Here is a 26,987-nt window from a genome sequence, read left to right on the forward strand (position 1 = left end):
CGTAAAAATTCCTTCCTGACTGATCTCAGGATTCCACCATCTTCATCGCTTCTTCCACATCCACCGCCACCAAACGCGAACAGCCTGGCTCGTGCATCGTCACGCCCATCAACTGATCGGCCATTTCCATGGCGATCTTGTTGTGGGTGATATAGATGAACTGCACGGTCTGGGACATCTCCTTGACCAGCCGAGCGTAGCGTCCAACGTTAGCGTCATCCAGCGGTGCGTCAACTTCGTCGAGCATGCAGAACGGTGCCGGGTTCAGCTTGAAAATGGCAAATACCAGCGCCAGCGCCGTCAGGGCCTTTTCGCCGCCGGACAACAAATGGATGGTGCTGTTCTTCTTGCCCGGAGGCCGCGCCATGATCGTTACCCCTGTATCGAGTAGATCTTCGCCCGTCAGTTCCAAGTAGGCGCTGCCACCACCGAAAACTTTTGGGAATAACGCCTGTAAACCGCCATTAATCTGATCAAAGGTATCCTTGAAGCGGTTGCGGGTCTCCTTGTCGATCTTGCGGATCACGTTTTCCAGGGTGTCGAGGGCTTCGACCAGGTCGGCGTCCTGGGCATCCAGATAACGCTTGCGCTCGGACTGCTGCTGGTACTCATCGATGGCCGCGAGGTTGATCGCACCGAGTCGCTGGATACGCGCGGCAATCCGCTCAAGTTCTTCTTCGGCGTCTTTTTCGTTGGCCTGGGCGGTCAGTGTGTTGAGCACGCCGTGCAGGTCATAGCCGTCTTCGAGCAGTTGATCCTGCAAGGTCTTGCGGCGCACGGTCAGCGCTTGCCATTCCATGCGCTGTTGTTCGAGCTGGCCGCGAATCAACTGGGACTGCTGCTCGGCGACGGTGCGGCGCTTTTCGGCGTCGCGCAGTTCGCGGTCGGCGTCTTCCAGGGCGATCTGCGCGGTCTTGAGTTCTTCGTCGACGCTCATGCGTTTGTCGAGCAGTTCTTCAAGCTTGAGGCGCAGCTCTTCAAGGGGCGCTTCGCCCTCCTCCAGGTTGAGGCTCAGTTGCTCGCGCTTTTCAGTGAGGCGTTCCGACTGCATCTCCAGGCGCTCGAGGGCCTGGCGCGTGGAATCATGTTGGGCACGCAACGAGCCCAGGCGCACCGCCAACTGGTGGGCGTGGTCCTTGTGCTGACGGGCTTCCTGGCGTACGCGGTCGAGGCGCTCGCGCAGGCTGTCGCGCTGGGCCAGCAGCAGTTCGCGCTGCTCGGTGTCCAGGGCCATGCTGTCGAGGGCTTCCTGCAGGTGCAGGCGCGCTTCGCCGACCTGTTCATGCTCCAGGGCGCGCTGTTCGCCCATCTCGGCGACTTCTTCGTCCAGGCGGGAGCGGCGCAGGGTCAACTGTTCGACCTTGGCCTTGCTCGCCGACAGCTGGGCTTTGAGTTCGCCTTGCTGGCGCGCCTCGTCCTGCAACAGGCGGCGCAGGTGTTCGCGGCCGGTCTCTTGCTGGCGCTGGGTAGCGCGCAGGGTTTGCAGTTCGGTTTCCAGGCTTTCCAAGGTGGCTTCGCGCTCTTCACGCTCGGCGCTCAGGTTGACGATTTCCTGACCACGGGCCAATACGCCGCTTTCAGCTTCGCTGGCGCGGCGCACGCGCAGAAAGTGCCGGCCGACCCAGTAACCGTCGCGGCTGATCAGGCTTTCGCCGGCCGCTAACTGGCCGCGTTGGGCCAGGGCCTGCTCAAGGGTCTCCACGGGTTTGACCTGGCCCAGCCACGGCGACAGGTCAATCGCCGCCTCGACCTTGTCCAGCAGGCTGCCCGGCACGCGCGTGCCATCGGCGGCCGGGCTGAGCAGGCGCAAGTCACCCTGGGCAAAACCGGCCAGGTCGAAGCCGCCAAAATCATCCACCAGCACCGCTTGCAGGTCGGCGCCCAACACGGTTTCCACCGCCAGCTCCCAACCGGCTTCTACTTTCAAACCCTCGGCCAGGCGCGGGCGTTCGGCCAGGTGCTGGTCGCGCAGCCATTCGGCGGTGCCGGTGCCGGGGTCCAGCGCGGCTTGCTGCAAGGCTTCGAGCGATGCCAGCCGCCCGTTGAGCCGCTGCAGATCGCCCTGGGCCTGCTGCTGCGCCTGGGTTGCGGTGTGCAGTTGCTGGCGCAATTGCTCAAGGCGTTCCACTTGCTGCGCTTCGCTGGCCTCGAGCTCTTCCAGGGTCATTTCGCTTTCGGCCAGTTGCTCGCTCAACTGCAGGATCGCCGCGTCTTCCGGATCGGCGGCGAGCAACACGCGCTCTTCCTGCAGACGGCGCTGACGCTCGGCCAAACGCTCCATGCTGGTTTCCAGTTGCTGGATACGCGACTGCTGCACCTCGGCCTGACGCCGTGGTTCGGCGGATTTGAGGTTAAACGTGTCCCACTGCTCCTGCCAGCCGTGCATGCTGGTTTCGGCCTCTTCCAACGCCGCCGCTGCTTCTTCGGCGGCGGCGCTGGTGATTTCCTGTTCGGGGGTGAGCATGTCCAGCTCTTCGCCCAGGGTCAGCAGCAAGGTGCGGTCGTGACCCAGGTGCGATTCAGTCTCCAGGCGCGCGCGTTCGGCTTCCTTCAGATCGTCCTGCAACTGGCGCAGACGCTGCTGGCCGTGCTGGATGCTCTGTTCGACCCGGGCAATGTCGCCGCCCACCGAATAGAAGCGCCCCTGCACCAGATTGAAGCGTTCGGACAGCTCATGGTGCCCGTCCCGCAGGCGTTCGATACTGGCGTCGGCGTTGCGCTGCTCGGCCACCAGCGCTTCGAAGCTGACTTCCTGGGTGCCGATGATCGCCTCGCGCTGGCCAACCTGTTCGTTCAACGCCTGCCAGCGCAGGGCCGACAATTGGGCCTTGAGCTGGCGCTCTTCGGCCTTGTATTCCTGATACTTCTCGGCGGCCTGGGCCTGGCGGTGCAGGCGCTCCAGCTGGCGCTCCAGTTCTTCGCGCAGGTCGGTCAGGCGGGCGAGGTTTTCATGGGTGCGGCGGATGCGGTTTTCGGTCTCGCGGCGGCGCTCCTTGTATTTGGAGATGCCGGCCGCTTCCTCGATGAAATTGCGCAGGTCTTCGGGCTTGGCTTCGATCAGCTTGGAGATCATGCCCTGTTCGATGATCGAGTAGCTGCGCGGGCCCAGGCCTGTGCCGAGGAAGATATCGGTGATATCGCGTCGACGGCATTTGGTGCCGTTGAGGAAGTAACTGTTCTGGCTGTCGCGCGTGACTTTACGGCGGATGGAGATTTCGGCGTAGGCCGCGTACTCGCCGACCAGGGTACCGTCGGAGTTGTCGAACACCAGTTCGATGCTGGCCTGGCTCACCGGCTTGCGGCTGGTGGAGCCGTTGAAGATGACGTCGGTCATCGACTCGCCGCGCAGGTTTTTCGCCGAGCTCTCGCCCATCACCCAACGGACGGCGTCGATGATGTTCGACTTGCCGCAGCCATTGGGCCCGACCACCGCCGCCATATTACTGGGGAAGTTCACCGTGGTCGGGTCGACGAAGGATTTGAACCCCGCCAACTTGATGCACTTGAGCCGCACGCTTAGGCGTCCGCCAACGCTGCGATCACCAGCGAGCTGCTGCGCTGGCAGTAAGCCGACAACACCAGGCGGATCTGCGCCAGGTCACGGGCCAGTACGGCAGCGAGCAGCTGTTCGAACAGCGTCAGGTACTCGCTCATTTCCGCCTTGCGCTGCTCCAGGGCCAAATAATAGGCACGGTTCATCGCCGGCTGCAGGTTCTCGACGGTTTCCTGCAGATACGGGTTGTTGGCGAAGGGGTACGCGGCGCGCATCACATTGAAGCTTTCTTCGACGAAGGCGCGGATGTCCTGGCGCTCATAGCTGGCCATCAGGCGCTGCTGGATTTGCAGGAAGGGCGCCATGTCGGCCTGGGTCTGCCAGCCTTCGGCAACCGCATTGCCGAGCAGGATGTACATCTCGCCCATCAACGTACACAGGCTCTGCACTTTGTGTGCGCTGAGTTCAGTGACGTGGGCGCCACGGCGCGGCAGGATCGCGATCAAGTGCCGGCGCTCGAGGATCAGCAGGGCTTCGCGCACGGAACCACGGCTGACATTCAGCGCCAGCGTGACTTTCTGTTCCTGGATCCGCTCCCCAGGCTTGAGATCGCCGCGAATGATACGTTCGGCGAGGTGGTGAGCGATTTGCTCGGCGAGACTGTCCGGCGCCTTGAACGTCATGTTTTCCCTTCAAAATCTGCTATCGGTACAAGCGCGGCAGTGTAGCGCATTGGCCCGCTGATGGCGCTACGCCCACGGTGGCGAATTTGGCATGAAACACGCAAGCCTGGAAAGCCACAAGCCCCTGAAAACACCGGTTCCAGAAGACTGAACCATAATTGGATAGGTTGTGACCGCAGTTTCTTGACCCTTAGGTCAGAAAATCATTGACCGAAAAGTCAGACATGACTAGATTCGGCGCAAAGCGGTTAACAACAATAATGAATCTGCGAGGCCTTCCGTGATCCAGTTTTTACTTAACCAGGAACTCCGTAGCGAGCACGCCCTGGACCCCAACCTGACCGTGCTCAACTATTTGCGTGAGCATGTGGGCAAATCCGGCACCAAGGAAGGCTGCGCCAGCGGCGACTGTGGTGCGTGCACCGTGGTGGTCGGTGAGTTGCACCGCAACGATCAAGGCGTCGAGCAGATTCGTTATCGCAGCCTCAATTCGTGCCTGACCTTTGTCTCGTCGCTGCACGGCAAGCAACTGATCAGTGTCGAAGACCTCAAGCACCAGGGCCAACTGCACAGCGTGCAGCAGGCGATGGTCGAGTGCCACGGTTCACAGTGCGGCTTCTGCACCCCGGGTTTCGTGATGTCGTTGTTTGCCCTGCAAAAGAACAGCGACGCCCCCGACAGCCAGAGAGCCCACGAAGCCCTCGCCGGCAATCTGTGCCGCTGCACCGGTTATCGCCCGATTCTGGCCGCCGCCGCACAGGCCTGCTGCAACAAGCCTCAGGACCAGTTCGACAGCCGCGCCGCCCAGACCATCGCGCAGCTCAAGGCCATTGCGCCGACGCAAACCGGTGAACTCAACAGTGGCGACAAACGCTGCCTGGTGCCGTTGACCGTCGCCGACCTGGCCGACCTCTACGACGCTTATCCGCAAGCCCGCCTGTTGGCCGGCGGCACCGACCTGGCGCTGGAAGTCACCCAGTTCCATCGCACCCTGCCGGTGATGATCTACGTCGGCAATATCGAAGAAATGAAGCGCATCGAATCCTTCGACGACCGCCTGGAAATCGGCGCCGCCACCGCCCTCTCCGACTGCTACGCCGCGCTGCACCACGAATACCCCGACTTCGGCGAATTGCTGCATCGCTTCGCCTCGCTGCAGATCCGCAACCAGGGCACCCTCGGCGGCAATATCGGCAACGCCTCGCCGATTGGCGATTCGCCGCCGTTGCTGATCGCCCTTGGCGCACAGATTGTGCTGTGCAAGGGCAATACCCGGCGCACCCTGGCGCTGGAGGACTACTTCATCGACTACCGCGTGACCGCCCGCCAGGACAGCGAATTCATCGAGAAAATCATCGTGCCCAAGGGCCACTCACTGTTTCGCGCGTACAAGGTTTCCAAGCGCCTGGACGATGATATTTCTGCCGTGTGCGCCGCCTTCAACCTCAAGCTCGACAACGGTGTGGTCAGCGAGGCCCGCGTCGCCTTCGGCGGCATGGCCGCCACCCCCAAGCGCGCCAGGCACTGCGAGACGCAGCTGACGGGCGCCACCTGGAACGCCGCCACCGTGGAGAAAGCCTGCGCCGCCCTGGCCGAGGATTTCACCCCGCTCTCGGACTTCCGCGCCAGCAAGGAATACCGCCTGCTCAGCGCGCAGAACCTATTGCGCAAATACTTCATCGAACTGCAAACGCCGCACATCGAGACTCGGGTGACCGCTTATGTCTAACCATCACGCCGTGGAAAAAACCCAGGCCGAGCTGGCCGAACTGTTCGCCCGCGACCTCACCTCGGGCGTCGGCCGCAGCGTCAAGCATGACAGCGCCGCCAAGCATGTCAGCGGTGAGGCGCAGTACATCGACGACCGCCTCGAGTTTCCCAACCAGTTGCACCTGTATGCGCGCATGTCCGATCGCGCCCACGCGAAAATCCTCAGCATCGACACCGCGCCCTGCTACGCCTTCGACGGTGTGCGTATCGTGATCACCCACGAAGACGTACCGGGCCTGAAAGACATCGGCCCGCTGATGCCCGGCGATCCACTGCTGGCCATCGACACCGTGCAGTTCGTCGGCCAGGTAGTACTGGCCGTGGCCGCCCGTGATCTTGAGACCGCCCGCAAAGCGGCCATGGCGGCGGTGATCGAATACCAAGACCTGGAGCCGGTACTGGATGTGGTCGAGGCGTTTCGCAACAAACACTTCGTGCTCGACAGCCACACCCACCAACGCGGTGATTCGGCCGGCGCTTTGGCAATGGCTCAACACCGCATCCAGGGCACGCTGCACATCGGCGGCCAGGAACATTTCTACCTGGAGACCCAGATTTCCTCGGTGATGCCCACCGAAGACGGCGGGATGATTGTCTACTGCTCCACGCAGAACCCCACCGAAGTGCAGAAGCTTGTCGCCGAAGTGCTCGACGTGTCGATGAACAAGATCGTCGTCGACATGCGCCGCATGGGCGGTGGCTTCGGCGGCAAGGAAACCCAGGCCGCCAGCCCCGCCTGCCTGTGCGCGGTGGTGGCGCGCCTCACCGGCCAGCCGACCAAGATGCGCCTGCCGCGGGTCGAAGACATGCTGATGACCGGCAAGCGCCACCCCTTCTACATCGAATACGACGTGGGCTTCGACGACGCCGGCCGTTTGCACGGCATCAACCTGGACCTGGCCGGCAACTGCGGCTGTTCGCCGGACTTGTCCAACTCGATTGTCGACCGCGCGATGTTTCATGCCGATAACGCCTATTACCTGGGCGACGCGACGGTGAACGGCCATCGCTGCAAGACCAACACCGCGTCCAACACCGCCTATCGCGGCTTCGGCGGCCCGCAAGGCATGGTCGCCATCGAGGAAGTGATGGATGCCGTTGCCCGCCATCTGGCGCTGGACCCGCTGGCCGTGCGCAAGGCCAACTACTATGGCAAGACCGAGCGCAACGTCACCCACTACTACCAGACCGTCGAGCACAACATGCTCGAAGAAATGACCGCCGAGCTTGAGGTCAGCAGCCAATATGCCGAGCGCCGCGAAGCGGTCCGCCTGTACAACGCCCACAGCCCGATCCTGAAAAAAGGCCTGGCGCTGACCCCGGTCAAATTCGGCATTTCGTTTACCGCCAGCTTCCTCAACCAGGCCGGCGCGCTGATCCACATCTACACCGACGGCAGCATCCACCTCAACCATGGCGGTACCGAAATGGGCCAGGGCCTGAATACCAAGGTCGCCCAGGTGGTGGCCGAAGTGTTCCAGGTGGATATCGACCGCGTGCAGATCACCGCCACCAACACCGACAAGGTGCCCAACACCTCGCCGACGGCGGCCTCCAGCGGCGCTGACCTGAACGGCAAGGCCGCGCAGAATGCCGCCGAAACCATCAAGCAGCGCCTGGTGGAATTTGCCGCGCGCAAGTACGACGTCAGCGAGGCGGACGTGGAATTTCGCAACGGTCATGTGCGCGTGCGTGAACAGATCCTGAGCTTCGAGGCGCTGATCCAGCAGGCGTATTTTGCCCAGGTCTCGCTGTCGAGCACTGGCTTCTACAAAACCCCGAAGATCTTCTACGACCGCAGCCAGTCACGCGGACGGCCGTTTTACTACTTCGCCTTTGGCGCGGCGTGCTGCGAAGTGATCGTCGACACCCTGACCGGCGAATACAAGATGCTGCGCACCGACATCCTGCATGACGTGGGCGCCTCGCTGAACCCGGCCATCGACATCGGCCAGGTGGAAGGCGGGTTTATCCAGGGCATGGGCTGGCTGACCATGGAGGAGCTGGTGTGGAACAACAAAGGCAAGCTGATGACGAACGGCCCGGCCAGCTACAAGATCCCGGCCGTGGCGGACATGCCGCTGGACCTGCGGGTCAAGCTGGTGGAAAACCGCAAGAACCCGGAGGACACGGTGTTCCATTCCAAGGCCGTGGGTGAACCGCCGTTCATGCTCGGGATTGCCTCGTGGTGCGCGATCAAGGATGCAGTGGCGAGCCTGGGTGACTATCGGCATCAACCCAGGATCGATGCGCCGGCCACGCCGGAGCGGGTGTTGTGGGGCTGCGAGCAGATGCGGCGGTTGCAAACAAACGCCACTCAAGCTGCAACCGAGCTGGCTTGATCGTTCCCACGCTCTGCGTGGGAATGTCGGCCTGGACGCTCTGCGTCCGCTCTTGTGACGCAGAGCGTCACGGTATGCATGCCCACGCGGAGCGTGGGAACGATCTAACTGAGGTGACCATGAACAACTGGATCAGCGCCCTCGCCGACCTGCAGAACCAAGGCGAACCCTGCGTGCTCGTCACCATCATCGAAGAGCTTGGCTCCACGCCGCGCAACGCCGGCTCGAAGATGGTGATCAGCGCCGCCCACACCTTCGACACCATCGGCGGCGGGCACCTGGAATACAAGGCGACGCACATCGCCCGCGACATGCTTGCCCGTGGCCAGCAGAACACTCACCTGGAGCGTTTCAGCCTCGGCGCGAGCCTGGGCCAGTGCTGCGGCGGCGTGACGGTGCTGCTGTTCGAACCCATGGGCCAGGTGCAGGCGCAGATCGCGGTGTTTGGCGCCGGCCATGTGGGGCGTGCGCTGGTGCCGTTGCTGGCGAGCCTGCCGTGCCGGGTGCGCTGGATCGATTCGCGCGAGCAGGAGTTTCCGTCACACATCCCCCAGGGCGTGCGTAAAATCGTCAGCGAAGAGCCGGTCGACGAAATCGCCGACTTGCCGGCGGGCAGTTACTGCATCGTCATGACCCACAACCACGCACTGGACCTGGAGCTGACCGCCGCCCTGCTCAAGCGCAATGACTTTGCCTACTTCGGCCTGATCGGCTCCAAAACCAAACGGGTCAAGTTCGAACATCGCCTGCGCGATCGCGGCTTCGACACCGCGCACCTGCAACGCCTGCGCTGCCCGATGGGCCTCAGCGAGGTGAAGGGCAAATTGCCGGTAGAGATCGCCATTTCCATCGCCGGCGAAATCATCGCCACCTACAACGCCCATTTCGGCCAGCACACCGCCAGCGCCGAGCCCATCGCCAAATTGCTGCCGGTGTCACGCCGCAGCCAAGCCAAGAATTGAGATCAGCATGCCTTTGACCCGCAAAGCCTACCGTGCCGCCATCCTGCACAGCATCGCCGACCCCGCCGAGGTTGGCATCGACGCGTCCTATGAATATTTCGAAGACGGCCTGCTTGTGATCGACAACGGCCGGATCAGCGCGCTTGGCCACGCCAGCGACCTGCTGCCGACCCTGCCCGCCGATATCGACGTCACGCACTATCAGGATGCGCTGATCACCCCCGGCCTGATCGACACCCATATTCACCTGCCGCAGACCGGTATGGTCGGCGCCTATGGCGAGCAGTTGCTGGACTGGCTCAACACCTACACCTTCCCGTGTGAAAGCCAGTTCGCCGACAAGGCGCACGCTGACGAAGTGGCGGATATTTTCATCAAGGAACTGCTGCGCAACGGCACCACCACCGCGCTGGTGTTCGGCAGCGTGCACCCGCAATCGGTGAACGCGTTCTTCGAAGCTGCCGAAAAACTCGACCTGCGCATGATCGCCGGCAAAGTGATGATGGACCGCAACGCGCCGGATTATCTGACCGACACGCCGGAATCCGGCTACCAGGAAAGCAAGGCACTGATCGAACGCTGGCACGGCAAGGGCCGCCTGCATTATGCGGTCACGCCACGTTTCGCCCCCACCAGCACGCCGGAGCAACTGGCGTTGGCCGGGCAACTGCTGGGGGAGTATCCGGACCTGTATATGCAGACCCACATCAGTGAGAACAAGCAGGAAGTCGAGTGGGTGAAGGCGTTGTTTCCAGAGCGCAACGGCTATCTGGACGTGTACGACCACTACAAACTGCTCGGCGAACGCTCGGTGTTTGCCCATGGCGTGCACCTGTGCGACGACGAATGCGCGCGGCTGGCAGAAACCGGCTCGGCCGTGGCGTTCTGCCCGACCTCGAACCTGTTCCTCGGCAGTGGCCTGTTCAACCTGCCGATGGCCGAGAAGCACAAATTGAATGTGGGCCTGGGCACCGACGTGGGCGGCGGCACCAGTTTCTCGCTGCTGCAAACCTTGAATGAAGCCTACAAGGTCATGCAGTTGCAGGGTGCGCGGTTGAGCCCATTCAAGTCGCTGTACCTGGCCACCCTGGGCGGTGCGCGCGCGCTGCGCCTGGAAGACAAGATCGGCACGTTGCAGCCGGGGACGGATGCGGACTTCCTGGTACTGGACTACAACGCCACGCCACTGCTGAGCTATCGCCTGAAGCAGGCCAATACCATTGCCGAAACGTTGTTCGTGCTGATGACCCTTGGGGATGATCGGACGGTGTTGCAGACCTACGCAGCCGGGCAACTGGTGCACCAGCGCTGATTCCCGCCGCAACACAAAACCAATGTGGGAGGGGCTTGCGAGGCTAGAGAGCGCCTACGCGACAGGGTGTCATCGTAGGTTGAGCAATAGTTGCTTTCCGTTGGTTGCGCTAACCGACTAGCGTCTGACGTCTCTCGTGTCCCCAAGGATCCTTCCTGCGTCTCGTGCAGGAGGTAATCCGAACAGCCGTGCATAATCTCGACTGAATTGCGTTGCGCTTTCGTAGCCAACCTCGAAGGCCGCAGCCATGACACTTTTGGCGCCTGCCACCATCAGCGTTCGCGCATGAAGCAGGCGCACGCGTTTCTGGTACTGCAACGGGCTCAGATTGGTCACCGCCTTGAAGTGGCGATGAAATGCCGAGACGCTCATCGACGCCCGTTCCGCCAAACGTTCCACCCTGAGGGTCTCGGCAAAGTCACGACGGATCCACTGTATCGCTAGGTTTACTCGCGCCATGGCGGTATCGGGCGCTGCGATTTCCCTGAGCATCCAGCCGTGAGGTCCCTGAAGGACGCGGAAGATGATCTCGCGTTCATAGGCCGGGGCCAGGGCTGCGATGGCATCAGGGTCGCCCATCAGGCGCAGCATCCGCACCCATGCGTCCATCAAGTCAGGTGTGACAGAGGCAACTGAAAAGCCAGGACGGTTGTCGATGCGCGTAGCAGGTTTGGGCAAGTCAGCGAACAATGTCGACAGGACTGCCGGATCCAGCGTCAGGCTGACAGCCAGATAGGGCTCACCCGTGGCCGCCGGGTGCACCAACCCCACCGCTGGCAAATCGATGGACATGACGAAGTAGGTCGCTGGGTCGTATCGCAGCGTCCGATCTCCAACAGTCATGCTCTTGCTGCCTTGTAGAATCACATTGATCATCGGGTCATAAACCGCAGCAAGCAGGTGCTCAGGAATCTTGCCTTGCACCATGGCCACGCGCGGAATGCCTGTTTCAGTTCGGCGGTTTTCAGCGCCGGTTGCTAATGATCTGAGTTCGTTCAATGGGTTATTCATCGCTGGCATGCTGAAGGAAGAACGACTCACCCTGCAAGTAAAAAGCAGAAACAGGCAGGTTTGGAGTAGGAACGAATACGAACCGAGGAGCGGTGATCACTACTGTGGAGGCACATTCAAGACATAGAGGAAACGGACATGAGCGTCATCGTGATCACAGGCGGTAGCCGAGGAATTGGTGCCAGTGCCGCCGAGCATATTGCTAAAAAAGGCATGGGCGTCATCTTGACCTATAACGCCAACCCCGAGGCGGCGGCTTCGGTTGTGGAGCGCATCGAGCGAGCAGGTGGGAAAGCCGTAGCGCTCAAGCTTGATGTCTCGGATGTGGGCAGTTTCGAGGCATTTCGTGAAACAGTGGTGATAGCCCTGCGCAAGACGTGGAATGCCACGGGATTAAGTGGCCTGGTCAACAACGCCGGCTATGGCCTGTTCAACCCATTGGCCACCGTCAGCGAGGCGCAATTCGATGGCCTGTTCAATGTGCATCTCAAAGGCCCGTTTTTCCTCACTCAGGCCTTGCTGCCGCTGTTGGCCGAAGGCGCCAGCATCGTTAATTTGACCAGTGCAACTACTCGTGTAGCCACCGCAGGCATTGCACCGTACGCGGCGTTCAAGGGCGGGCTTGAAGTGCTCACGCGCTATATGGCCAAAGAGTTTGGCGAGCAACGCATAAGGGTAAATGCCGTGTCACCGGGAGCCATCCGTACCGAGCTGGGTGGGGGCTTGAACGATGAATTCGAAGCGATTCTCGCGGCGCAAACGGCACTCGGCAGGGTTGGCGAGCCGGAAGATGTCGCGCGGGTCATTGCCATGCTGCTGTCCGAGGATGGCGGCTGGATCAATGCCCAGACCATCGAAGTCGCCGGCGGCTATAACATCTGAATTCGCGAGGGCTAGATCATGCTGGATCCATTGAGCACACTTCTGATCTACGGCGCCACGGGCTATACGGGTCGGATGGCGGCGGAGCGGGCAGCAGCGCTCGGCCTGAATTTTGAAATCGCCGGACGCAGTCCGCAGCGTTTGGCCACTCTGGCTGCGCAACTGAACGTACCCTATCGGGTATTCGATACCGGTGCGGTTATCAAAAGCGATCTTTCCGGCATCTCGGTATTACTTAACTTTGCCGGGCCATTCGCGCAAACGGCAGAGCCGTTGATGCGCGCGTGCATCAACGCCGGGGTCGATTATCTAGACATTACCGCCGAGATTAACGTCTACCGGCTGGCTGAAAGTCTAGGCGTTGAAGCCGCTGCGAATAAGGTCATGCTGTTGCCGGGCGTTGGATGGGACGTCGTTCCTTCTGATTCGCTGGCAGTGCAGGTTGCCAAGCGCGTGGAAAAGCCGCTTACGCTGAGCATCGCGCTTCAGGTTCCAGGCTCGATCTCACGAGGGTCGGCCATGAGCGTCAGCGAGATCATTGGTGCAGGCCTACTGGCCAGGGTCGACGGCGAACTGGTCGCCGCCCCTGATGCCAGGCCGCGGTACTTTGACTTCGGTCAGGGACAGGTTCCCTGCGTACCGCTGTCTTTCGGCGATTTGGTCACCGGTTGGCATTCGACTGGCATCCCTAATATTGCAATGTTCGTAAATATCGCGGGCGATGCATTTCCGGAGGGCGACCTGTCGCTATTGCCTGACGGCCCCACGGCAGAGGAGCGGGATGCGCATCGGGCGCGCGCAGTGGTTGAAGTCACGGGGGCCGATGGAACGACCGCAAGGTCTGTGATCGAAACCGTGAACGGCTATACCTATACGCCGTTGGCAGCGGTGGAAGCTGCGCGCCGGGTATTGAACGGTGAGCGGTTACCGGGTTTTACGACACCGGCCGAGGTCTTTGGCGATGCATTTGCACAAAGCATTGCCGGGACAGTGGTCACTGACTTCTAACGGTGGAGCTCCCGCTCAAGAGACCGCCATGCGCGCTCTGGCGGGGGCTGGTGACCGGAATCGCGCAGCGTCCCGCGCCGGTGGCAGGCCAAACAGCCGCGCGTACTCTCGATTGAATTGCGAGGCGCTTTCATAGCCCACTGTATAGGCAATGGACGTCGCGTCCAGCGTATCGAACAGCAGCAACCAACGAGCCCTGAGCAGGCGCAGGCGCTTCTGGTATTGAATCGGCGTCATGGCTGTCACGGATTTGAAGTGCCGATAAAAGGCGGCGACGCTCATACCCGACATGAGCGCCAGTGGCTCGATGCGAAACGGCTCGGTGTAATGCTCGCGAATCCACTGGGTGACACGACGGATCTGCGTCATCCGTCCGTCAGGCCGGGCAACGTCGCGAAGAATGCCGCCTAGCGGCCCTTGCAACACGCGGAACAGGATCTCGCGTTCGATCATCGGCGCCAGCACCGCTGCTTCATGCAGACGATCCATAAGCCGCATCATGCGTAGCCAGGCATCAATCATTTCAGCGGGCGCAAGTACTCCTTCGAAACAGGTTTTTTGTGGTGCCCTTGGCGCCTTGCCCTCGTCCATCAGCAACGTTGCGATCACCTCAGGATCCAAAGTCAGGCTCACCGCGAGATAGGGCTGCGCTACTGCATTCGCGTGAATCTGGCCAGTCGCTGGTACGTCGACAGGTACTAAAAAATAACTACCGGCTGTGTACCGAGAAACATCTTCCCCAATCGAAAGCGTTTTAGTGCCTTGGAGCACTAAATGAAGCATTGGCTGATACACCTGGTCTGCACACGCCTCGGCGCGGACCATGGCCACGCGGGGTAGACCGGTTTCGGTCCATTTGTCTTGTGCACGCATCACGATGCGGCACAGTTCTGCGATTGGCTTTTCCATGCAGCCTACCGTGAACCCTCTTCGAAGGCATGGCAAGCCAGTTGAGAAGAATAGGCAAGGACGTGCGAATAACCGGCAAACGCAACGGCCTTTAGTGCCTGGATACTGATGACACACCGTTCGTTGCGTGCAGTCCATCACCCTGCGGCGACGAAGCTTCATCCATTCCACCCAAAAAGGTCATGTCATGAAACTCGAAGGAAAAATAGCGGTTGTCACAGGGGCTTCCAAAGGCATAGGGGCAGGTATTGCCAGAGCGCTGGGTGCACAGGGCGCTACGGTTGTCGTCAACTACGCTTCCAGCAAGGACGATGCCGATGCGGTAGTTGGACAGATCATCGAGCAAGGCGGCTCAGCCTTCGCCGTACAAGCAGACATGAGCCAAGCATGCGATGTCGTCCGTCTGTTCGAAACCGTGCGAACCAAGTTCGGTACGTTGGATGTCCTGGTCAATAACGCCGGTGTGGCAGTGTTCCAGATGATCGATGATTTGACCGAAGATGCCTTTCACAAGCAATTCAACCTGAACGTGCTGGGCTACCTGCTTGCCGTGCGTGAAGCCGTCAAACTCATGGGCCCCAAGGGCAGCATCATCAATATCAGCTCGATCCTCAGCACCGATCCCTACCTGGCTTCAAGCGTGTACTCTGCGACCAAGGGGGCGGTTGATACCCTTACCTTTGCATTGGCCAGGGAGCTGGGACCACGAAGCATCAGAGTCAACTCGATCCTCCCGGGCCATACCAATACTCCCGCCACCGATGGTCATTTTGCCGGTGCACTTGGTGAAAAAATTCTTGCAGGGACGCCGTTGGGTCGCTTCGGAGAGCCGGAAGATATCGCGCCGCTCGCGGTGTTCCTGGCGTCCGAGGACTCGCACTGGGTGACCGGCGAATCTATCCGCGCTTCTGGCGGTGTTCGTGGTGTCGGCTACTGACTGCGGTGGGTAGAGGCTTGAATATAGCGAGCACGTTTCGTTCTGAGACGGGGGAAACGATGGCTTCAATCAACGCCCACAGTTGAACATAAAGCTCATAGCGGTCTGTCGTGACGGCTCTCTTGGTGAGCAGTGTGAGTAACCTTAGCTAAAGCGTCTTTTGAGACAAGCCCCAGGGCGTGTCCCCTTCCACCTTGATTGGGTTTACAACTTTACAGACGAGCGCCCTGGCTTCTTGGTCTGCAGCAAATGCGAGAACACCGCATGCAGATCATCCGACGCGCTCTCCTCATCGAGGTTGAGCTTGCTGTCGATGTGGTCCATGTGATGCATCATCAAGTCCACCGCCAGTACCGCATCCCGAGCTTCGATCGCGTCGATCAATTGGGTATGTTCATCGTAGGAACAGTGCGAGCGGTTGCCGCTTTCGTACTGGGCGATGATCAAGGAAGTCTGGGACACCAGGCTACGCTGGAAGCTGATCAGCGGCGCATTCTTCGCCGCTTCAGCCAGCTTCAAGTGAAATTCACCGGAGAGGCGGATGCCGGCGCCACGGTCGCCACGGGAGAAACTGTCGCGTTCGTCGTTGACCATCTGGCGCAACTGGGCCAGTTGCTCAGCGGTAGCGTGCTGCACCGCCAGCTCGGTGATCGCCCGCTCCACCAGGCGCCGCGCCATGAACACTTGGCGGGCCTCGTCGACGCTCGGGCTGGCGACGACCGCGCCACGATTGGGCCGCAGCAGCACCACGCCTTCATGGGCCAGGCGCGACAAGGCGCGGCGAATGATGGTGCGGCTCACGCCGAAGATTTCGCCCAGTGCCTCTTCACTCAATTTGGTGCCGGGTGCCAGGCGTTGTTCGAGGATCGCCTCGAAGATATGCGCATACACGATATCGTCCTGGGTTCCGCTGCGACCGGCCTTGCCGGCTCGCGGTTGTTTCTTGAGAGGTTGCAACTGTTCGTTCATGGGCACTCGGGTTTGGAGAACGGCGGCGAATTAACGGTAATACGGCAACAGCGGGTCGCTGGCAAGTATCACCTGAAAACAGGGCACATTGTACACAACCCACTGCGCCAACACACTGTACGGCTGTTTGCGGCGTCGGCTGTATTGCAATGAGTCGTTGCGTTTGAGTTTAGGCTTGAATCCGCAACTTCTCTTGCACAAGGAACATCTTTCCATGACCGACGCCACCCAAGCGCCCTTGCGCCCGCTGGCCGACACATCGACTTCGGCCGTCGTCGCCGGCTTCATCGCCATGATGACCGGCTACACCAGCTCGCTGGTGCTGATGTTCCAGGCCGGCCAGGCCGCCGGTTTGACCACGGCGCAGATTTCGTCGTGGATCTGGGCGCTTTCCATCGGCATGGCGGTGTGCAGCATCGGCCTGTCCCTGCGCTATCGCACGCCGATCACCATTGCCTGGTCCACCCCCGGCGCGGCACTGTTGATCACCAGCCTGGGCGGGGTCACCTACGGCGAGGCCATCGGCGCCTACATCACTTGCGCGGTGCTGGTGACCCTCTGCGGGCTGACCGGCAGCTTTGAGAAACTGGTCAAGCGCATCCCTGCCTCACTGGCGGCGGCGTTGCTGGCGGGGATTCTGTTCAAGATCGGCAGCGAAATTTTCGTCGCCGCGCAGCATCGCACCGGCCTGGTGCTGGGGATGTTTTTCACTTACCTGATCATCAAGCGTCTGTCGCCGCGTTATGCCGTGCTGGCCGCGCTGGTGATCGGCACCCTGCTGTCGGGCTTGATGGGGCTGCTGGATTTCAGTGGCTTTCACCTGGAAGTCGCGGCACCGGTGTGGACCACGCCGCACTTCTCATTGGCGGCGACCATCAGTATCGGCATCCCGCTGTTCGTGGTGGCGATGACCTCGCAAAACATGCCGGGTATCGCCGTGCTGCGCGCCGACGGCTACAGCGTGCCGGCCTCGCCATTGATCACCACCACCGGCCTCGCCTCACTGGTGTTGGCGCCCTTTGGCTCCCACGGCATCAACCTGGCGGCGATCAGCGCGGCGATCTGCACCGGGCCGCACGCCCATGAAGACCGCAACAAGCGCTACACCGCCGCCGTATGGTGCGGGGTGTTCTACGGGATTGCCGGGGTGTTCGGCGCCACCTTGGCGGCATTGTTCGCAGCGTTGCCCAAGGAACTGGTGCTGTCGATCGCGGCCCTGGCGTTGTTTGGCTCGATCATCAATGGCCTGAGCATCGCCATGAATGAGCCGAAGGAACGGGAAGCGGCGCTGATTACCTTCATGGTCACCGCGTCAGGCTTGACGCTGTTTTCCATCGGTTCGGCGTTCTGGGGAATTGTGGCGGGGGTGTTGACGCTGCTGATCCTGAACGGACGCAAGGCATAAAAAAACGGCGACCCTCAGGTCGCCGTTTTTTCAGTATCACTTAGCCGCGTTGATCGGCTTTTCCGGATACCACACGTCCAGCAACGGGCTGACGTCAGCCTTGGTCAGCTCGGAACGGGTTTTCAGCCAGGCTTCGACAGCAGCACGCTGCTCTTCGGAGACCGAGCCGCGCTTCTGCAGGCAAACCAGACCGTAGTCATCGCCGCCGACATAGCCCAGGCCGTTGGCTTCCATGGCTTCTTTGATGAATGCTTCGAGGAAAGCGTCGATAGCTTCTTCACTCAGGCCTTCTTTGAAGTCCAGGTTCAGTTCGAAACCCAGCTCTTGAAATTCATCAACGCACAGTTTTTTGCGCAGACGCTGGGAACGGTTAGTCGCCATTGGAACAATCCTCATAAGTAATAACGGGCGGCACTTTAGCAGTTTAAGGCGGCAATTGCCCGACTCTCTGGGACGGGCGGCGCTTAAGCGATAAAAAAACCCCGATTCCCCGCTATCGTTCAGCTACACGTAAGCTCGGCTTGGGGCATAATGCCGACACTTTCGTGACCAATGAGGGATTTTCTTCCATACCCCTCGCCTTTTTCACCCTTCTCAGCAGTAGGGTTTTATTTCTTATGATCAAATCTTTACGTTCTGTTTTCCTCGCCGGTGTTCTCCTGCCACTGGCCGTTTGCGCCACCGCCGCCCCCGTCAACAACACCCTGCCCCCCAGCGTTGCCCAGGCCCTCCAGAAGGCAAAATTGCAAAATACCGCGTTGTCCCTGGTGATGCTGCCGTTGAACGGCCCTGGTACGCCGACCGTGTTCAATGCCGACGTGTCGGTGAACCCGGCCTCCACCATGAAACTGGTGACGACCTACGCGGCCCTGGAAATGCTCGGCCCCAACCATCAGTGGAAAACCGAGTTCTACACCGACGGCGTACTCAGCGGCGGCGTGTTGCGCGGCAACCTGTACCTCAAGGGCGGCGGCGATCCCAAGCTGAATATGGAAAAACTCTGGCTGTTGATGCGCGACCTGCGCGCCAATGGCGTACAGCAGGTCACCGGCGACCTGGTGCTGGACCGCAACTTCTTCCAACAGCCGCAATTGCCGGAGTTCAATGACGACGGCAACGACGAGAACAAGCCGTTCCTGGTCAAGCCCGATGCGCTGCTGGTCAACCTCAAAGCCCTACGCTTCGTGACACGCAACGATGCCGGGCGGGTGATCGTGTCGGTCGAGCCGCCGATTGCGAGCATTCGCATCGACAACCAGGTGAAAGTCTCCAACGCCAAACAGTGCACTGGCGACGTGCGCTACAGCCCGATGACCGCCGCCGATGGCAGTATGACCGTGACCGTCAGTGGCCAGTTGGCGGACGGCTGCAGTTCGCAGACCTATCTGTCGCTGCTCGACCATGCCACCTACACCGCCGGCGCCGTGCGTGCGATCTGGAAGGAATTGGGCGGCACCATCCAGGGTCGCGATATCCAGGCGCCAGTGCCCAAGGATGCCAAGGTCCTGGCCCGGGCATTCTCGCCGGACCTGGCGGAAATCATCCGCGACATCAATAAATACAGTAACAACACCATGGCCCAGCAACTGTTCCTGAGCCTGGGCGCACAGTTTCGCAACGATGCCGATGGCGACGATGCCAAGGCCGCGCAACGCGTAGTACGTCAATGGCTGGCGAAAAAAGGCATTACCGCGCCACACCTGGTGATGGAGAACGGTTCCGGCCTGTCCCGTGCCGAACGGATCAGCGCCCGCGAAATGGCGGCCATGCTGCAAGCGGCCTGGAAAAGCCCCTACGCCGCCGAGTACATCAGCTCGCTGCCGATTGCCGGCACCGACGGCACCATGCGTAAACGCCTGAAGACCACCGCCATGCGCGGCGAAGCCCATGTGAAGACCGGAACCTTGAACACCGTGCGCGCCATCGCCGGGTTCAGCCGTGACAACAACGGCAACACCTGGGCGGTGGTGGCGATTCTCAACGACTCCAAGCCGTGGGGCGCGTCGTCGGTGCTGGACCAGGTGCTGCTGGACCTGTATCGCCAGCCGAAGGCGGTTGCAGCCGCGCCAGTGCTCTAGCACTATTCAACGCCGCTGCCACAGAGCTCCACCCGGTCCCTGCCCGTCTGCTTGGCGGTATACACCGCCGAGTCCGCGCGCAGCAGCAACCCGTCAATGCCTTCATCGACACGCCAGCTGGCCACCCCAAAGCTGGCGGTGACGATGCCCGCCGGCGCCATCGGCGTGCTGCGCAACGACTGCCACAATTGCGTCGCCAAGTGGTAAGCCTGGGCACCATCGGTGTGCGGGCAGAGCACCACGAACTCTTCCCCACCCAACCGACAGAACACGTCGGTGCGGCGCAAGCGTTGGCTGATTCGCCTGCACAGCTCCTGCAACACACCGTCCCCGGCGCCGTGCCCGTACTGGTCGTTGACCCGCTTGAAGTGGTCGACATCCAGCATGATCACCGACAGCGCCCCCGCCGTGCGGGTGTGGCGCAGCAGTTCGGCTTTCATGCGGTCCTGGAAATAGCGGCGATTGTGGATGCCCGTCAGGGAGTCAGTGATGGACAGCGTGCGCAACTCTTCTTCCACACGCTTGAGGTCAGAAATATCCGACACATAACCGTGCCACAACGTACCGCCGCCGGGTAATTCCTCCGGCGTGGCCTCGCCACGAATCCAGCGCAGGCCGCGCTGGGGCAACTGCACGCGATACTCTTCGCGCCAATGGCTCAGTTGCAGCGCCGACAAGCGTATCGACGCGCGTACCCGCTCAAGGTCCAGGGGGTGAATGCGTTCCAGGACCTTGCCCGCATCCTGCTGCAACACGCCAAGCTCGATCTCATAGATATCGCGCATGCCTTCGCTGGCGTAAATGAAGCGCCAGCTGTTGCGGGGCTCCAGGGTGAACTGGAAGATGCCGCCAGGCACATGGGCACTGAGCTTTTTCAGCAAGCGATCGCGCGCGGCCAACGCTTCATAGGCGCGCTTCTGCTCAGTGACATCCAGGTAAATCGCCAAATGCCCGACCCATAGGCCATGGTCATCCAGCAACACCGTGACCAGCATGTTTACGGTCAACGGGCTGCCGTCCTCGCGCACCAGCGTCCACTCGCGGGCATCCTGTTGACCGTCGGGACTTTCCACCAGCATCGCCTGGCTCGGCGCGATACGCTTGCCCAGCGCCACACTCAAGCGCGTGGCGCGGGTCTCGAGCTCGGCGGCCAGGTGCAGACTTTCCAACGTCAGGCGGCCCACCACGTGCTCACTCTTGAACCCCAGCATCCGCTCGGCCCCGGCATTGAACATGTTGATGACACCGCGCAAGTCCGTGGCAATGATTGCAACGTGCGTCGCCGCATTCAGCACGCTGCGCAATTGACCGTGCGCGCCCCGCAGTTCCTGTTCACGCAGGCGCAACTGAGCGGTACGCTGCTCCACCAGGGTCAGCGCCCGCTGGCGTTGGCTGACCAACACATAAAGCAAGGCACTGAGCAGCACACTCAGCAGCACGCCCATGATCAGTATGGTGTTGGTCGAGGAATGGTTGGCCTTGTCGAATACCTCACTGGCACGCAGGCTCAGCGCGTAGACGTGGTCACCGAGGGTAAGACGTCGGACGGCGACAAGGCCGCTGCCGCCCGGCACATTGCTGGATGCATACAGCACACGCTGCTCAGTGTCGGAGGTGTCGACGAACTGCATCACCAGGTTATCCCGGTTTGCCTTGGGCAACCCATCGGCCACCAGTTGGCGAATGCTGATCACTGCCATGACATAGCCAACCGGCTGGGCATCGACCGTTTTGCTGACCGGCGCCAGCAGCAGTACCCCTGCGGCATAGGCCGGTTCCACGCTCACCAATTGCATGGGCTGGGACACCGCCGCCTTGCCGCTTTTTTGCGCGCGCTCCAGCACGGCGCGCCGCAGGGGTTGGGCCAGCAGATCGAAACCCAACGGCGAGCCCAACAGACTTTGGGTCTGGCTGTATAACACCGGTACGTATTCATCGCGCTCGGCAGCGGGCGCCAACTCACCTGCCGAATTCAGTTCACGGATGTTGAAAGGTACGCCGCGCTGGCGCGAGATGTCCTGTTCAAACCGGCTGCGCTGATCCCGAGGCACACGCGGCGCCCAGGCATAGGCACGCGCATGCAACAACAAAGGCTGGGCGAAGCCGTCAAATTCGCTGCGCGATACCTCGCTGGAATTGACGAAGAAGCGGCGCAGGCTATCCAGGCGCAGCTCTTGGTCTTCGAAGCGCTCCTGAATCCGGCTGTAGCGCTCGTTAACCAGCAACTGGAAGCGCTGGCGCACCTGCTGCTGGTTAAAGTCGGCAGCGGCCCACGCGATGACCAGGGTCAGCGCGCCACCGATTGCCAGCACCACCAATGCCACCAGCCAAGCCGATGCCTGTTCACTGATAAAGCCAAGGATCTTCGGGCGTACGGCTTGCATTGGCATAGGCGATACTCACAACGCCAGCGTGCGGGGTTTTTCACTTTGGCTGGACGTTAAGTTATAGCCATCGGTCGGGGGTTTGACCAGCGTAAATACGGCGGGCGCCTGCTGTGGCGAGGGAGCTTGCCCCCTCGCCACACGTATCAGCGTGCGGTAATTTTCCAGGCGCGGTGGATCTTGGCGTTACGCGCGAAATCCGGGTCGATGGTCTTGTCGCTGATCTCCTCGACCGCATAGCGTTGGCTGAGGTTGTCTTCCAGCTGGAACTTGCGGAAGTTGTTCGAGAAGTACAGCACGCCGCCCGGCGCCAGGCGCGCCATGGCCAGGTCGAGCAATTGCACGTGGTCACGCTGCACGTCGAAAATGCCTTCCATGCGCTTGGAATTGGAGAAGGTCGGCGGGTCGATGAAAATCATGTCGAACTCATCGCGACTGGCTTCCAGCCACGCCATTACATCGCCTTGTTCCAGGCGGTTCTTGTCGGAAAAGCCGTTGAGGGAGAAGTTGCGACGCGCCCAGTCCAGGTAGGTCTTGGACAAATCGACACTGGTGGTGCTGCGCGCGCCACCCTTGGCCGCATGTACGCTGGCGGTGGCGGTGTAGCAATACAGGTTTAGGAAACGCTTGCCCGCCGCTTCCTTCTGAATGCGCAGGCGCATCGGGCGGTGGTCGAGGAACAGGCCGGTGTCCAGGTAGTCGGTGAGGTTGACCAGCAGCTTCACGCCACCTTCGCTGACCTCGGTGAACTTGCCCTGGGCGCTCTGACGCTCGTATTGCTTGGTGCCGCTCTGACGCTCGCGACGCTTGACCACCACGCGACTTTTGTCGACGTTCAGTGCCTGGGGAATCGCCGCGAGCGCGTCAAACATGCGCGCCGAGGCTTTTTCCGGGTCGATGGACTTCGGCGCGGCGTATTCCTGCACATGCACCCAATCGTGATACAGGTCGATAGCCATGGAGTACTCCGGCATATCGGCGTCGTACACGCGGTAACAATCCACGCCCTCACGCTTGGCCCACTTGCCCAGCAGCTTGAGGTTCTTCTGCAGACGGTTGGCAAACATCTGCCCGCCCTCGCTCAAGCGCGCCTGTTCGACCACCGGGGCCGGGGCTGGCTTGATCGGGTTGCCGTTCTTGTTGTACTGACGCTCGACCGGTTCGGTCGGGGCCTGGTCGTAAGCCGCTTGCTCACGTTCAGCCTGGCGCTGCTCCGGGGTACGACGCTCGCCGGTGACGAACTGATCCGGGTTGACCTTGATCAGCAACAATTTGCACGGTAAAGCGCCGTTCCAGAACGAATACTGTTTGTGGCTGCGGATGCCCATGCGCTTGCCCAGGTCCGGCGCGCCGGTGAACACTGCGGCTTCCCAGCCCATGCAAGCCTGGCGCAGACGCTCGCCAAGGTTCTGGTAGAGGTACAACAGGCTGGCCTCATCACCCAAACGCTCGCCGTACGGCGGGTTGCAGATCACCAGGCCTTTCTGGTTCTGGTCCGGGCGCGGCTCGAACGTGCCGACTTCGCCCTGGTACACCTTGATCCAGTGGCTCAGGCCGGCGCGCTCAATGTTGTTGCGGGCCGGCTGGATCAGGCGCGGATCGGCTTCATAGCCACGCACCCACAGCGGGGTTTTGTTCATGCCGATAGCGGCACGTTCGGTGGCCTCGGCGTGCAGCTTCTTCCACAACGCCGGGACGTGTCCGAGCCACGTGGTGAAGCCCCACAGTTCGCGATTGAGGTTGGGCGCCATGTCGGCGGCGATCATTGCGCCTTCGACCAGGAAGGTGCCGACGCCGCACATCGGGTCGGTCAATGCGCCGCCTTCGGCAGCGATGCGCGGCCAGCCGGCGCGAATCAGGATCGCGGCCGCCAGGTTTTCCTTCAACGGCGCGGCACCCTGCTGCAGGCGGTAGCCGCGCTGGTGCAGGCTGTGGCCGGACAGGTCCAGGGACAGGATGGCTTCGCCACGGTCAAGGCGCAGGTGGATGCGCAGGTCCGGGTTGATCTTGTCGATGGACGGACGTTCGCCAGTCGGGGTGCGCAGCTTGTCGACGATTGCATCCTTGACCTTCAGCGCGCCGAAGTGGGTGTTGTCGATGCCCGAGCCGTGACCGCTGAACTCCACCGCCAGCGTACCGTCGCTGACCATGTGGTCGGCCCATTCGATATCCAGCACGCCGTGGTAGAGGTCTTCGGCGTCCTTCATCGGGAAGCGCTTGAGCACCAGCAACACCCGGTTGGCCAGACGCGACCACAGGCACAGGCGGTAGGCGGTTTCCATGTCGGCCATGCCGCGCACGGCCGAGGTGTGCTCGCGGGCGTCCTCAAGGCCAAGCCCGACGGCTTCCTCGATCAGCAGGCCTTCGAGGCCCTTGGGGCAGGTGAGGAAGAGTTCAAAACGGTCCGACATGGGGTATTCCAGGCTTTTCAGCAATCAATGAACGGGCGACGCATCGCCGGTTCGGTTTTCAATCAAGCACTTTTCTTGAAGAGTGCTCGCGTGGCACGAATGTGCCGCTCCACCTCGTCTGACGGGCCTTTGGGCCTTTATTGACGGGGCAGAAGAAGAATTTGAAGCAACAAAAAGAAATATTCCGACCCTTCGTCGAATAATAACCGACTGCAACAGGTGGGCATTCTCACCAAAGGATTAAACACATTCTCTTCGCAGGGCACATCATAGCTGGCTTTGCCTAGGAAAAGGGGCGAAAAGCCATCCCAGCTTATGGCTATAGCATCGTTATCGTTACGTGCTTATGACAAAACGATCATTGAATCCATGTGACCTATTGGTTAGAACTCAACACAGGTTGGCGCCGTAACGACGCCGACACATCGGCTCGCCACGCCGGCAGCGAGCCCACCAACGGCAGAAAAACTCTGCCCGGCCTCACACGAGGCCGAAGGATATCTAGACAGTCAACAAGTGAGGGAAACACCCTATGAGAAGACTTAAGCGTGATCCGTTGGAAAGAGCATTTTTACGCGGATATCAATATGGCGTTCATGGAAAATCCCGTGAGCTTTGCCCATTTACTCTACCGTCGGTGCGCCAAGCCTGGATCAATGGCTGGCGAGAAGGACGAGGCGACAACTGGGACGGTATGACTGGCACTGCGGGTATCCACAGACTCAACGAACTTCACGCCGTCGGCTAATCAGGGCACTTAATTCCGACACATCAACTTGAATATGTAGCGACTTAACCACGCACGTCCTATCCGGGCGGCGGGCTTCGGCCCAGGGGCTCCTTTATGGAGCCCTTTTTATTGCCTGGCAGACAAGCGCCTTCAGCGCAGGGCGGCGATCGCGTCCACCGATTCGCGAATCAGCGCGGGGCCTTTGTAGATGAAACCGGAGTACAGCTGCACCAGGCTTGCGCCCGCCGCGATCTTTTCAGCCGCGTGTTTGCCTTCGGTGATCCCCCCCACAGCGATGATCGGCAAGCGCCCCGCCAGTTCGGCCGCCAGCACCTTGACGATATGGGTGCTTTTGTCCCGTACCGGCGCACCGGACAGACCGCCCGCCTCGTCACCGTGAGCGAGGCCTTCGACGCCCATACGGCTGAGGGTGGTGTTGGTCGCGATCACCGCATCCATGCCCGCGTTCATCAGGGCCTGGGCCACCAGCACGGTTTCTTCATCGCTCATATCGGGAGCGATCTTGATCGCCAATGGCACCCGCTTGCCGTGGCGCACTGCCAGGTCTTCCTGGCGCTGGCGCAATGCTTCGAGCAATTGCTTGAGGGAGTCGCCGAACTGCAGGCTGCGCAAGCCCGGGGTATTGGGCGAGCTGACGTTGACGGTGACGTAGCTGGCGTGGGCGTAGACCTTGTCCAGGCAGATCAGGTAATCGTCCACCGCACGCTCTACCGGCGTGTCGAAATTCTTGCCGATGTTGATACCGAGGATGCCCTTGTACTTCGCCGCCTGAACCCGTGACAACAAATGGTCCACACCCAGATTGTTGAAGCCCATGCGGTTGATGATCGCCTCGGCTTCCGGCAGGCGGAAGATCCGGGGCTTGGGGTTGCCCGGTTGCGGCCGAGGCGTCACGGTGCCGATTTCGACGAAACCGAAACCCAACTGCGCAAACCCGTCGATTGCCGCACCGTTCTTGTCCAGGCCGGCCGCCAGTCCGACCGGATTGGGAAACTCAAGACCCATCACCGACACCGGTACTTTCGCCGCAGCCTTGCATACCAGGCCATTGAGCCCCAGGCGGCCACCGGCACCGATCAGGTCCAGGGACAGATCGTGGGAGGTTTCCGGGGAGAGTTTGAACAACAGCTGGCGGGCCAGGGTATACATGGGCGGGCTAGACTCGGATGGCGGCGAAAGGTGGCGCGATTATAGCCGGGGACACACGCTGCATGCGAGGCGTGCCGCCCAATCGTCAATTACGATGGGCCATCAGTGCCTCATAACGGGCCCAGACTTTTTCGGCGTAGCGCATGCGCAACGCGTCACGCTCCGCCCCGGCGCCCGCTCCCACATTGTAAGAACCCACCGCTGTCCAGTTATAGCCGAAACGCTGAACGAACCCGGCAAGAATCGAGGCACCGACCTCCACCGACAAACACGGCTCGCTCAACAGCCGCTCTTCGGTAATGCCCAGCTTGAGCAGGCGAGGCAGGTGACTGCTGTTGATTTGCATCAAGCCGATATCATGCGTGCCATTAGCGTTGGCATAATTGATCGCTTCTGCGCGGTACCCCGACTCTACCGCCGCGATGGCCTGCAGCAACTCTGGCTCGAAGTCGTAACGACGCGCCACTTCATCCCAGCAGTAGGCCAGGGCCTGGTTGCTGCCCATCAACAAGCCCAGCATCAGGCCCCTGC

20 protein-coding genes are annotated in these 26,987 nt (G+C 61.1%); 10 read left to right on the top strand and 10 right to left on the bottom strand.

Going from position 1 to position 26,987, the window contains the following annotated elements; translation table 11 throughout:
- Window positions 1–25: 25 nt before the first annotated feature.
- A complete protein-coding gene (gene smc, locus C4J85_RS19725; protein ID WP_124410535.1) occupies window positions 26–3,514 on the bottom strand; it encodes a chromosome segregation protein SMC in 3,489 nt (1,162 codons plus the stop codon).
- 2 nt (window positions 3,515–3,516) lie between these two features.
- Window positions 3,517–4,176, bottom strand: coding sequence for a GntR family transcriptional regulator (locus tag C4J85_RS19730; protein ID WP_124367941.1), 660 nt, complete (start codon window positions 4,174–4,176; stop codon window positions 3,517–3,519).
- Window positions 4,177–4,456: 280 nt separating this feature from the next.
- Here C4J85_RS19730 and xdhA point away from each other — a divergent pair, with 280 nt between their 5' ends.
- From xdhA to guaD, 4 genes are all read left to right on the top strand, one after another.
- Complete coding sequence (gene xdhA / locus C4J85_RS19735) at window positions 4,457–5,905, top strand: xanthine dehydrogenase small subunit (protein WP_124407891.1); 1,449 nt, start codon at window positions 4,457–4,459, stop codon at window positions 5,903–5,905.
- Window positions 5,898–8,288: a xanthine dehydrogenase molybdopterin binding subunit gene (xdhB, locus tag C4J85_RS19740; RefSeq protein WP_124410536.1), complete on the top strand. Its 2,391-nt coding sequence runs from the start codon at window positions 5,898–5,900 to the stop codon at window positions 8,286–8,288. The genes xdhA and xdhB overlap by 8 nt, the downstream gene beginning before the upstream one ends.
- Before the next feature lie 119 nt (window positions 8,289–8,407).
- Window positions 8,408–9,250: a xanthine dehydrogenase accessory protein XdhC gene (gene xdhC, locus C4J85_RS19745; RefSeq protein WP_124367944.1), complete on the top strand. Its 843-nt coding sequence runs from the start codon at window positions 8,408–8,410 to the stop codon at window positions 9,248–9,250.
- 7 nt (window positions 9,251–9,257) lie between these two features.
- Window positions 9,258–10,562 carry a guanine deaminase gene (gene guaD, locus C4J85_RS19750; RefSeq protein ID WP_124410537.1) on the top strand — a complete coding sequence of 435 codons (1,305 nt, stop codon included), beginning with the start codon at window positions 9,258–9,260 and terminating at the stop codon, window positions 10,560–10,562.
- Window positions 10,563–10,679: 117 nt separating this feature from the next.
- Here guaD and C4J85_RS19755 read toward each other — a convergent pair whose 3' ends face one another.
- Entirely contained in the window at window positions 10,680–11,573 is an 894-nt protein-coding gene (locus C4J85_RS19755; protein ID WP_124410538.1) for an AraC family transcriptional regulator, read from the bottom strand.
- Window positions 11,574–11,711: 138 nt separating this feature from the next.
- Between C4J85_RS19755 and C4J85_RS19760 the strand changes: the two genes are divergently transcribed.
- Together C4J85_RS19760 and C4J85_RS19765 are read left to right on the top strand one after the other, a co-directional pair.
- Window positions 11,712–12,455: an SDR family NAD(P)-dependent oxidoreductase gene (locus C4J85_RS19760; RefSeq protein WP_124410539.1), complete on the top strand. Its 744-nt coding sequence runs from the start codon at window positions 11,712–11,714 to the stop codon at window positions 12,453–12,455.
- 30 nt (window positions 12,456–12,485) lie between these two features.
- Window positions 12,486–13,463 (top strand): trans-acting enoyl reductase family protein, encoded by a 978-nt coding sequence (locus C4J85_RS19765; protein ID WP_124411215.1) that lies wholly within the window; start codon window positions 12,486–12,488, stop codon window positions 13,461–13,463.
- Between the two features lie 15 nt (window positions 13,464–13,478).
- Here C4J85_RS19765 and C4J85_RS19770 read toward each other — a convergent pair whose 3' ends face one another.
- Entirely contained in the window at window positions 13,479–14,372 is an 894-nt protein-coding gene (locus C4J85_RS19770; RefSeq protein ID WP_124404948.1) for an AraC family transcriptional regulator, read from the bottom strand.
- Window positions 14,373–14,559: 187 nt separating this feature from the next.
- On the opposite strand from C4J85_RS19770, the gene C4J85_RS19775 reads away from it, so the two are divergent.
- Window positions 14,560–15,309: a glucose 1-dehydrogenase gene (locus C4J85_RS19775; protein ID WP_124407897.1), complete on the top strand. Its 750-nt coding sequence runs from the start codon at window positions 14,560–14,562 to the stop codon at window positions 15,307–15,309.
- A 204-nt stretch (window positions 15,310–15,513) separates the two neighbouring features.
- On the opposite strand, the gene C4J85_RS19780 is transcribed toward C4J85_RS19775, so the two are convergent.
- Window positions 15,514–16,278: a GntR family transcriptional regulator gene (locus C4J85_RS19780; RefSeq protein WP_124363916.1), complete on the bottom strand. Its 765-nt coding sequence runs from the start codon at window positions 16,276–16,278 to the stop codon at window positions 15,514–15,516.
- Between the two features lie 214 nt (window positions 16,279–16,492).
- Here C4J85_RS19780 and C4J85_RS19785 point away from each other — a divergent pair, with 214 nt between their 5' ends.
- A complete protein-coding gene (locus C4J85_RS19785; protein ID WP_124410540.1) occupies window positions 16,493–17,683 on the top strand; it encodes a benzoate/H(+) symporter BenE family transporter in 1,191 nt (396 codons plus the stop codon).
- 36 nt (window positions 17,684–17,719) lie between these two features.
- Here C4J85_RS19785 and C4J85_RS19790 read toward each other — a convergent pair whose 3' ends face one another.
- The gene (locus C4J85_RS19790; RefSeq protein ID WP_124367947.1) at window positions 17,720–18,064 is read right to left on the bottom strand and encodes a YggL family protein; all 345 of its coding nucleotides are present in this window, start codon (window positions 18,062–18,064) and stop codon (window positions 17,720–17,722) included.
- Between the two features lie 236 nt (window positions 18,065–18,300).
- On the opposite strand from C4J85_RS19790, the gene dacB reads away from it, so the two are divergent.
- A complete protein-coding gene (dacB, locus tag C4J85_RS19795; RefSeq protein ID WP_124410541.1) occupies window positions 18,301–19,761 on the top strand; it encodes a D-alanyl-D-alanine carboxypeptidase/D-alanyl-D-alanine-endopeptidase in 1,461 nt (486 codons plus the stop codon).
- Window positions 19,762–19,763: 2 nt separating this feature from the next.
- Here dacB and C4J85_RS19800 read toward each other — a convergent pair whose 3' ends face one another.
- Together C4J85_RS19800 and rlmKL are read right to left on the bottom strand one after the other, a co-directional pair.
- Complete coding sequence (locus C4J85_RS19800) at window positions 19,764–22,151, bottom strand: GGDEF domain-containing protein (protein ID WP_124410542.1); 2,388 nt, start codon at window positions 22,149–22,151, stop codon at window positions 19,764–19,766.
- Between the two features lie 140 nt (window positions 22,152–22,291).
- The gene (gene rlmKL, locus C4J85_RS19805; protein WP_124367950.1) at window positions 22,292–24,556 is read right to left on the bottom strand and encodes a bifunctional 23S rRNA (guanine(2069)-N(7))-methyltransferase RlmK/23S rRNA (guanine(2445)-N(2))-methyltransferase RlmL; all 2,265 of its coding nucleotides are present in this window, start codon (window positions 24,554–24,556) and stop codon (window positions 22,292–22,294) included.
- 532 nt (window positions 24,557–25,088) lie between these two features.
- Here rlmKL and rmf point away from each other — a divergent pair.
- Window positions 25,089–25,304 (top strand): ribosome modulation factor, encoded by a 216-nt coding sequence (gene rmf, locus C4J85_RS19810; RefSeq protein WP_002553055.1) that lies wholly within the window; start codon window positions 25,089–25,091, stop codon window positions 25,302–25,304.
- 132 nt (window positions 25,305–25,436) lie between these two features.
- On the opposite strand, the gene C4J85_RS19815 is transcribed toward rmf, so the two are convergent.
- Complete coding sequence (locus tag C4J85_RS19815) at window positions 25,437–26,456, bottom strand: quinone-dependent dihydroorotate dehydrogenase (RefSeq protein ID WP_124367951.1); 1,020 nt, start codon at window positions 26,454–26,456, stop codon at window positions 25,437–25,439.
- 85 nt (window positions 26,457–26,541) lie between these two features.
- Window positions 26,542–26,976 (bottom strand): transglycosylase SLT domain-containing protein, encoded by a 435-nt coding sequence (locus C4J85_RS19820; protein WP_256657796.1) that lies wholly within the window; start codon window positions 26,974–26,976, stop codon window positions 26,542–26,544.
- Window positions 26,977–26,987: the final 11 nt, after the last annotated feature.

The sequence above is a fragment of the Pseudomonas sp. R4-34-07 genome (assembly GCF_003852375.1).
Lineage (GTDB): Bacteria > Pseudomonadota > Gammaproteobacteria > Pseudomonadales > Pseudomonadaceae > Aquipseudomonas.